Raw genomic sequence first — 8,516 nt, 5'->3', positions numbered from 1 at the left:
TATACTGCGTCATCGTCTCATGATACACTTCCCGGTAGACGCGGGCCAGGTATTTCGGATTGCATGCGACGGCCGCCGCGACATCGGAGGCGGAAATGGGCTGCGTGAAGTGGGTGTGGATAAACGTGCTGGCCCGGTTCGCGACGATCTTGGAATCGTCGTTCTCGACCTGACTGGCGTCTTCCTGAGCGACTTCGCTCAAAATGCAGCACGCCAGCATATTCCGAGACAGGAGCGATGTCGTTTTACGGATATTGTCGCCGACGAGGAGGCGAAACAACGCCTCCAAACGCTCCGGACGCGACACGATCCTATGCTGCGGGAGACTGACCGTCATTTCGGGCGAAGCGTCGATAGGCTCGCTAAGCCGGAAGTGCATCCACAGGTAACTCAGGTCCTGCGCTTCATGCGAGAAGCCTTCATGCTGGCGCCCCGGCGCCAGCATCAGGATCTCGTTCGGCTTCACATCGAACCGCTGATCTTCCTCCTGCATGTGCAGAACGCCGGTGCGGACGAACATCAGCACATAGTCATCGATCAAGCGCTTCCCATGCCGCCATGCCCCCGGCGAGACAAACATGCCGACGCCGCCGAGATAGGTGATGGGCAGTGAAAACGGAATAGACAGGCTATCTTGCGTCATATCGCTTATTTTAACCTATTTTCATGAAATAAATTTGAAAACGGCTTTCCGGAATTGGTCAATCAGCGCGAGTATAATGATATCAATGAGCGGAGAGGAGAGATATTGATGACATTAACGATAGAACTTACTCCCGATGTGGAACGAGCGCTTGTCGAAACAGCGCATCGCGAAGGACAAACTCTCGAAGCAACAGCGGCGGCGGCTCTACAGCATTTGTTCGCTCCGTCCCATTTAGTCTCGCCTAAGCCGGACGCAACTCTCACGCTTTTTGAGCAATGGGATCAGGAAGACGCAACAGACGACACCATAGAACTGGAGCAGCGCGACCAAGAATGGCGTGAGATTGAAGCGAACCTTCGCGCCGACCGTGTCGATTTCTCTGATACAAGCGGACTGGGCGATGAAAAGGCGGCGTGACAGGCAAAATGCAAATCACCACAGCCACCGCAATCGTTCTTGACACATCTCCGCTTGGCCGCCTGACGAAAAAGCGCGGCGCGGAATCGACCACAGAAGCCTGCCGCTCCTGGTATATCGCGTTGACAAAAGCAGGATGCCGATTTTTTGTCCCGGAGATCGCAGACTATGAATTGCGACGCGAATTCCTGCGATCACGAAATCTTAACGCAATTCAGCGCCTTGACGCATTTCACTCCGCGGAAGCCGACCGATATCTTACTCTATCCACGCCGGACATTCGTCTTGCCGCGCAGCTCTGGGCTCAGACGAGAAACAAAGGAAACATCACCGCCCCACCCCAAGCCCTGGATGCCGATGTTTTAATTGCCGCGCAGTCGCTCCGTTTGCGGCCGGAACGATTTGGGCTGACAAACGTTATCATCGCGACTGAAAATGTCAGCCATCTCGCCACCTTAGCATCCTCTGCGCATTGGAGCGATATCAGCGCCTAGCCTTCTACCCCCGCACGCCGCGCTTGATGGCGGTGGCGAGCTTGACGGAGTGGGAGTGGCAAATGGCGATTGCGAGGGCGTCGGCGGCGTCGTCGGGTTTGGGAGTTTCGGCGAGTGTGAGCAGGCGGGTGACCATGAACTGAACTTGCTTTTTGTCCGCTCGTCCGTTGCCGACCACGGCGCTTTTGACCTGGGTGGGCGTGTACTCGGTCCAGGTCAGGCCGCGCTGGGCGATGGCGAGCAGGATCACGCCGAGGGCGCGCCCGACCGGAATGCCCGTAGTGACATTGTTGTTGAAGAACAGGCGCTCGGTCGCGGCGTGCTGCGGCTCATATTGATCGATGAGTTTGTTGAACTCCTCGTAAATTAGCTTCAGACGATCGGGCGGCTCCATGGTCGACGGCGTCGTGATGGCGCCGCAGTCGAGAAACAAGATCCGGTCGCCGCGCTTTTCCACCACGCCGTAGCCAGTGATCGCCGTGCCGGGGTCGATTCCGATAATTCTCATGAGCAGACGACCATTAAGACGCCAATGGTGAGGGGGCGATTTGATACTTTCACACCGTTATTGTATGACAAAAGGCGTGGCGCTGTCAAGGAAAGCAATTCTCCTTGGTTTGCTAGTTTCACTAGTAAACCGCTTTCAAAATTTGCAAGTTATTGACAGATAATATTATATAATTTCGCTTAAAAACGCTTGCAATTCGTGTCTGTGGGATGTATACTCATGTCGCTTCCACCGGTCTTGAGCCGCTGGATGACAACACGGAAAAGATCAGGAGAAACCTCAATGGAAACCATGATGACGATGGATCGCGGAATGATGACCGGCATGCCGATGAGCTCGGGTATGGGAACGCCGATGGCTTCCGGTATGAGCATGATGCCTGGCATGAATATGATGATGACGCCCCGATGCACGATGACGATTGAAATGTGCGACGGCGGCATGAAGATGATGTGCATGTCCGACGATGAAATGTCCGCGAAGATGATGCAGAGCCTGTGTATGATGATGGAAGGCGCCGGATGTTCCTGCTGCTGCATGATGAACGGAATGACCGTCTGCGCGTGCAACATGATGATGGCGAAGTGTGAGTGCGAGATGATGGAAAAAGGCGTGATGATGACATGCACCAGCGGCGACGCCGATTGTGCTAAAATGATTCAGGCCTGCGGCGAGTGCATGATGAGCATGATGGCGGCGGGATGCATGTGCATGATGATGATGAACAACATGCCGGTCTGCTGCGCCATGATGGCCTAACGGTATTTGTAAGCGCTGAACAAAGAAATTTTGATTGAGACCGGCCCCGGTCTTTGTCGCTCGTTTTTGCCTTGATGCGTCGCCAAACGCATTCGAGACATCACCCCTGCGCGCCTCTCCACACGCCACGTGGAGCACCAGTCAACTGGAAGCGTCGCAACTCCGATCGACCGGACAACCGGAGATCGGCTCTTAGTTAGGATTGACCGCACACGCGGAGATCAGCACATCTTCGATCGACCGCGCCAACGGAGATCGAAAAATTCCGAACCACCCTGATCCGGCTGTCCAGAAAACTGGAGGCTGGATTTTTTGCTCCCGCCCCAGCCTTCCATCACTGCAAACTTAATTGCGCCACGAACTTAATTGCGCCATGAGCGTGGCAGATCCTTCGCGCTGACATGCAGCTTACGCGGCTGCGCCAGCGCCCGCCGCCATGCTTCCTGATAGATCCGCACGGCTTCCCAGCTCATCATCCCGGCCGGACACATTACAAACGCCGACGCGGGGGCGACGGGAGCGTTCCAAACGGGCGGCTGGGTGTTTTTGAGTGGGCTGCGCTGCATGAGATCGTACTCCTCTAGCAAAAGTCTACATTGACTAGTTGTTTACTAGTGTTTGTGTAGTATACCGTGATTATCGGTGAATGTACACCCAAATTGGAGATTTATTTTGGCTGGATGGTCACAATCAAAAGTCTCCTGCCCCCATTGCCTTTCCCACAGCTAAAGCAGTGGTCTAATCAGAGGGAAGGCGGCTAAAGCCGACTGCCAGAGGAAGCTGTCTGCGTTTGACAACTCCGCAGCCTGCTTCAGCTGGCTTGCCCCTGAATAGCCCATTGCTTTAGCTGTGGGAGAGGCGGGAGCAACGATCAGTCACACCTGCTTGCCTACGGATCGTTCAGAGACCTTTGCTGGAAAGGAACTGGATCAGATCGGCGATCCGGACGGAATAGCCCCACTCGTTATCGTACCAGGCGACGACTTTCACAAAATCCCCAAGTCCTATTGTATCCACTGCGGAGAAAATCGACGAATAGGGACTTTGCTTCAAGTCGGTGGAAACCAGCGGTTCTTCGGTGTATTGGAGAATGCCAGCCAGCGGACCGGACTCGGCCGCCGCTTGGTGCGCCGCGTTGATTTCTTCCACCGTCACGTCGCGGCTGAGCAGAGCCGTGAAGTCGACCACCGAAACCGTCGGCGTTGGCACGCGGAATGACATCCCCGTGAACTTCCCTTGCAGGTCCGGGATGACCAGTCCCACCGCCTTCGCGGCGCCGGTGCTGGAGGGCACAATGTTCTGAGCGGCGGCGCGGGCGTCGCGGAGATCTTTGGCGGCGGTGTCGACCGTCGCCTGCGAGTTCGTATAAGCGTGGATCGCGGTCAAAAGCCCTTTCTCCACCCCAAAGTTGTCATGGAGGACCTTCGCGACCGGAGCGAGCCCATTGGTCGTGCAGCTGGCGTTCGAAACGATCGTGTGCTTCGTCGGATCGTAAGCGTCATGATTAACGCCCAGCACGACGGTGATGTCTTCGTTCTTCGCCGGCGCGCCAATGATCACTTTCTTGACGCCATGCTCTAAGTGCGCCCGCGCCTTATTCGCATCCGTGAAAACGCCGGTCGCTTCAAGAACGATATCGACGCCGTCACGATCCCAGGGAATGGCGCCCGGATCCCGCTCGGCGTAAACATGGATCGTTTTCCCGTTGACAACGATCCCCTTGTCATCCGCAGAAACCGTCCCTGGGAAACTTCCATAGTTAGAATCGTGCTGTAAGAGAAACGCATTCGTCTCTGCATCCGTCAAATCATTGATCGCGACGACTTCGATGTCGTCCGGATATTTTTCAAAGATCGCCCGCAAAGAAAGCCGCCCGATCCGTCCAAAGCCATTAATTCCAACGCGTGTCGCCATATCAACCTCCTAAGTATCACATTCAAAACCATATTTAACTCGTCATAAAATATTATAACGAATCGTATTATCACTTGTCAATATGCTATTTGTAAGTCATAATCAGGGAATGAGCGATCTTATCTTGGATACTGAGGCCATGTTCGCCGGGGGGCGGCTTTGTCTCGACTTCATCAACACGGCGTGTTTATGCCGAGGGGTGGAGATAGAGTTTATCGGAAGCGGTGAAGAACTGAGGCAATGGGTCCGCATGGCCGAGACCATTTTCGGAAGGCGGCTTTGCGGCGACGGTGGCGCGGAGTATTGGGAGGGCGCGTTACCCCAGGCGATCGCGCTGCGATCCGCCCTTCGTGACATAGTCCATAGCGTACTCGAACAAACACCGCCCCCAGCGCAGGCGCTACAGACAGTGAACGCCGTGTTAGAGTCTCATCCGACGTACTTCCAGATCGGATATGACGCACAGAGCTTTCAGGAATCCCTGCTGACCAATCATCCTAGTGAAAAATGGCTCAGCACGATTGCCGCAGACGCCGTTGACCTGCTGTGTCATGCCAATCTCTCGCTGCTGCGGCAGTGTGCATGTCCGACTTGCGTTCGCGTCTTTTACGATACGACGAAGAACCACAAGCGCAGGTGGTGTGTGGAGAAATGCGGCAGCGCGCCGAAGGCGGCGGCGTACTATCGCCGGAAAGTCGGCCGGGCTGCACAGACCGAACCGGCGGCGGTGGACGCCTTGCAGGGATAGATTATCTTGCGGCGAATTCTAAGGCAGCCACGGTCAGTTCGCTGTCAGGTTATTGATCTCAAGTACTTCCACCACATAACCATATTGATGCGTGCTTGTGTTGTTCGGCAGCTTCTGGATACGATATTTCACGCGGAGATTGTCCTGCTGAAAAGCAGGGCTTAAATTGGTCGGATCGTAATGCTGTCCGTCATCCCCATCGATCGCATAGAACCCGCCTTCAAACGCGTGATGCATGACGGTTCCAGTACCGGACAAGATTTGATTATCCGAGCTCCCGCCCCCACCGGAACATCCTCCTCCAGCCAAACTGAAACTAACCAAAGTGAAAGCGAGACAAGCCTTGGCCATCTTCTGCGGCAACTTCATTTTTTAACTTTCTGCGAAACAACGTTTATTGAAATGGCTGACGTCTCTATTGTATCACAGGTGAGTGGTCAGACTTTCACTTTTTTCCATCGCCCCCATTTGAAGATGGCGTAGGCGGCGACGCCGCCGGCCATTGTGGAAACTGCCATGGCCCACCAGGCCCCGACCGCCCCGAAGCCCCACAGATGCGCGGCGCAATACGCCAGCGGCAGACGGATTCCCCACATTGTGACGATACTCGCCCAGGCTGGAGCCTTGGTATCCCCTGCGCCGTTCAGCGCGCCCGTCAAGATCATGCCGAACGCCAGGAACGGCTCGGACAGCGCGGAAATCCTCAAATAATCCACTGTGAGCTCAATCACTCGGGGATCTTGGGTGAAAATCAGCGCGAACTGCCGGGCGAAGATAAAGAACACCGCGCCCATCACGATCATGATCGCCAAGCCCTGCTGCAAGGCGGCCCACGCGGCGCGCTCGGCGCGCTCCGGGTTCTTGGCCCCCAGGTTCTGCCCTGTCAGCGTGCCCGCCGCCGTGGAGAAGGCGAAGCCGGGCATGAAGGCGATGCTTTCGGAGGTGAGCCCGATCGTCAGGGCCGCGACCGCCGCCGTGCCATCGCCCGTCCTAGCGAGCACGCCGGTAAAGGCGAGCATCGAGACAATACGCGAAAGGTTTTGCAGCGCGGCAGGGATGCCAATGCGCAGGATGCGCTGCGCCCAGTCCCAGTGCGGACGGCGAGCGCGCCGCAGCACACCCGGCAGTACGGAAGATCGCAGCGCAAACAGATACAGCAGCGCTCCGATCACTTGCGACGCCGCCAGCGCCATGGCGCCGCCCGTCAATCCAAGTTTTGGGAATCCATAGTGCCCGAAGATCAGCAGATAGTCACCCCCGAGGTGAATGACGTTGACGCCGATCATCACATAAAGGGGCGTCAGCGTATCGCCCAGTCCCCGGAAGACTCCGCCCAGGATCAGCATGACGAACAGCGCCGGCACGCCCAGCAGAGTGATCGTGATGTATTGGATGGTCAGATGGCGGGCGTCGGCGTTGACGCCCATCGCCGTCACGAGAATATCACGCAGCGGCCACATCAGAGCGAGACATACGATCGACGCAACCCCGGCGATCCAAAGGCTTTGGTTCGCCGCCATCGACGCCTGGTCTTTTTCGCCGGCGCCGGTAAAGCGCGCCACCAGCGCCGTCGCCCCAATGGAAATGGACATTCCCACCGAAAACAGCAGGAACATCAGCTGACCGCCGACTCCAACCGCCGCCAGGCTATCCGGGCCAAGGCTCCCGACGAACCCACGATCCATAAACGAATTGAGCGTCTGAAGCAGCATCGTGACCACCGACGGCCACGCTAGCATCCACACCATCCGGTGCAGGCTCCCATGCGACTCCCGCTCAATCTTTTCCAGCGTGACTTCCGGCCCCGCACTGACAGACTTGCCGCCGTCCATGTCCGTATCAGAGAGAGACATCGCGTCGTCGCGCTTGTCCTGTTCTTCAATCGTCAAAAGCCGCTCCTCACTCCACACCGCTCCTTCGCCGGAGCGTCTCACGTTGTCGTGTCTTTATTCCAACTCTATCGCCGCCGACGGAGTTCCTGCTAAATCCAGACACGACGAATTCCCCGGTTTGTGAAGACCGGGGTTCGAAGGCCACATATTCAACGATGCACATTACGCGGGGATTATTCCCGAGCGGCCAGCCAATATCACCAAGGCAATTCCGCCTGCGCCCAGACTTCGCGGGCCTCACGGGCGTGGCCGGTTTTGGCGGGACAGAGCTTGAAGTAGGGGCAGGTTTTGCAGGCGTCGCCCTCGCAAGGCATCCAGCGGCGCTCTTTTTGGATCGCGCCCGCTGTCTCGTCCACCCAGGCGACGGTTTCGTGGAGATGCTCGCGCGTGCGCGGGGCGGCTTTCTCGACGCCGTGGCGCAGGTAGTAAAGGCGCACGTCGTCCACGGTCAGGCCCAGGCCCTCGCGCACGAGCAATTGGTAGAAGGAAAGCTGGCGGTCCACGGCGGCGGGGTTGGCGGGAGGCAATTTGCGGTCGAGCTTGTAGTCGACGACGGAGTAGCGGTCGTCCTCACCAAAATCGATCCGATCGACCTTGCCAGTCAGGGTGTAGGGGCCGAAGCTGCAGCGAACCTTCTTTTCCAGATGGGCGGGAACGCGACGTTTGCGCTGCTCGTTGTCGCAGTACATGCGCAGGATCTCTTCGCCGTCCTGATATTCGGTCCCGTCGCGCAGTTCGGGATACTTGTCCAACTCCCAGACTTTTTCGTAGGCGCTGAGCAGCTCCTCGATACGGACGCTTCCGTCGCGTTTTGCAATGTCGTGATAACGAGCGAGGGCGAGATGGACACGTCGCTGGAAGCCCAGCCAGGCGATTGGCGGGCGGGGAAGGCGCTCGACATAGGTCAAACGGTATTTGAGGGGACACTCACCAAACGTTTTGAGCTTGTTATACGAGACTTGCATGGGCGGCTTTCTCCATGATGCTCCTTGAGTCTACTATTATTATCCCCATGAGAACGCTGTTCTGTACAACTTTTGCGAAAAAAGAGGAATATTGACAAAAATCGCATTCCAAGATATAATACAAACTACTTTGTGAATTAAAGCAACAAAGTAGGATTGCGCGTTGACAGAGT

The 8,516-nt window shown here is 56.5% G+C and carries 11 protein-coding genes; 4 read left to right on the top strand and 7 right to left on the bottom strand.

The genetic code is table 11. The features are described from left to right. Positions 1-643: AraC family ligand binding domain-containing protein (locus ABIZ35_RS26800; protein ID WP_348223008.1), on the bottom strand; the 643-nt coding region annotated here is incomplete at its 3' end. A 108-nt stretch (positions 644-751) separates the two neighbouring features. On the opposite strand from ABIZ35_RS26800, the gene ABIZ35_RS26795 reads away from it, so the two are divergent. Next, entirely contained in the window at positions 752-1,063 is a 312-nt protein-coding gene (locus ABIZ35_RS26795) for a hypothetical protein (RefSeq protein WP_348223007.1), read from the top strand. 8 nt (positions 1,064-1,071) lie between these two features. Continuing rightward, a complete protein-coding gene (locus ABIZ35_RS26790) occupies positions 1,072-1,557 on the top strand; it encodes a hypothetical protein (protein ID WP_348223006.1) in 486 nt (161 codons plus the stop codon). A gap of 4 nt (positions 1,558-1,561) precedes the next feature. On the opposite strand, the gene ruvC is transcribed toward ABIZ35_RS26790, so the two are convergent. Further along, the gene (ruvC, locus tag ABIZ35_RS26785) at positions 1,562-2,065 is read right to left on the bottom strand and encodes a crossover junction endodeoxyribonuclease RuvC (protein ID WP_348223005.1); all 504 of its coding nucleotides are present in this window, start codon (positions 2,063-2,065) and stop codon (positions 1,562-1,564) included. A 282-nt stretch (positions 2,066-2,347) separates the two neighbouring features. Between ruvC and ABIZ35_RS26780 the strand changes: the two genes are divergently transcribed. Continuing rightward, entirely contained in the window at positions 2,348-2,824 is a 477-nt protein-coding gene (locus ABIZ35_RS26780) for a hypothetical protein (protein ID WP_348223004.1), read from the top strand. Positions 2,825-3,186: 362 nt separating this feature from the next. Here ABIZ35_RS26780 and ABIZ35_RS26775 read toward each other — a convergent pair whose 3' ends face one another. Further along, positions 3,187-3,390, bottom strand: coding sequence for a hypothetical protein (locus ABIZ35_RS26775; protein ID WP_348223003.1), 204 nt, complete (start codon positions 3,388-3,390; stop codon positions 3,187-3,189). Positions 3,391-3,724: 334 nt separating this feature from the next. Beyond that, positions 3,725-4,738, bottom strand: coding sequence for a type I glyceraldehyde-3-phosphate dehydrogenase (gap, locus tag ABIZ35_RS26770; protein ID WP_348223002.1), 1,014 nt, complete (start codon positions 4,736-4,738; stop codon positions 3,725-3,727). A gap of 109 nt (positions 4,739-4,847) precedes the next feature. Between gap and ABIZ35_RS26765 the strand changes: the two genes are divergently transcribed. After that, positions 4,848-5,486 carry a CGNR zinc finger domain-containing protein gene (locus ABIZ35_RS26765; protein WP_348223001.1) on the top strand — a complete coding sequence of 213 codons (639 nt, stop codon included), beginning with the start codon at positions 4,848-4,850 and terminating at the stop codon, positions 5,484-5,486. A 33-nt stretch (positions 5,487-5,519) separates the two neighbouring features. Here ABIZ35_RS26765 and ABIZ35_RS26760 read toward each other — a convergent pair whose 3' ends face one another. The 3 genes from ABIZ35_RS26760 to ABIZ35_RS26750 form a co-directional block, all read right to left on the bottom strand. After that, on the bottom strand, positions 5,520-5,744 hold the full coding sequence (locus tag ABIZ35_RS26760; RefSeq protein ID WP_348223000.1) for a hypothetical protein: 225 nt from the start codon (positions 5,742-5,744) through the stop codon (positions 5,520-5,522). A 179-nt stretch (positions 5,745-5,923) separates the two neighbouring features. Further along, complete coding sequence (locus tag ABIZ35_RS26755) at positions 5,924-7,375, bottom strand: MATE family efflux transporter (RefSeq protein WP_348222999.1); 1,452 nt, start codon at positions 7,373-7,375, stop codon at positions 5,924-5,926. 200 nt (positions 7,376-7,575) lie between these two features. Beyond that, complete coding sequence (locus ABIZ35_RS26750; RefSeq protein ID WP_348222998.1) at positions 7,576-8,343, bottom strand: PD-(D/E)XK nuclease family protein; 768 nt, start codon at positions 8,341-8,343, stop codon at positions 7,576-7,578. Positions 8,344-8,516 lie beyond the last annotated feature (173 nt).

Origin of the sequence: Capsulimonas sp. (assembly GCF_039929585.1) — a bacterium.
GTDB lineage: Bacteria > Armatimonadota > Armatimonadia > Armatimonadales > Capsulimonadaceae > Capsulimonas.
The sequence above is the reverse complement of the archived record's forward strand: the minus strand, read 5'-3'. Positions and strand labels throughout refer to the sequence as shown.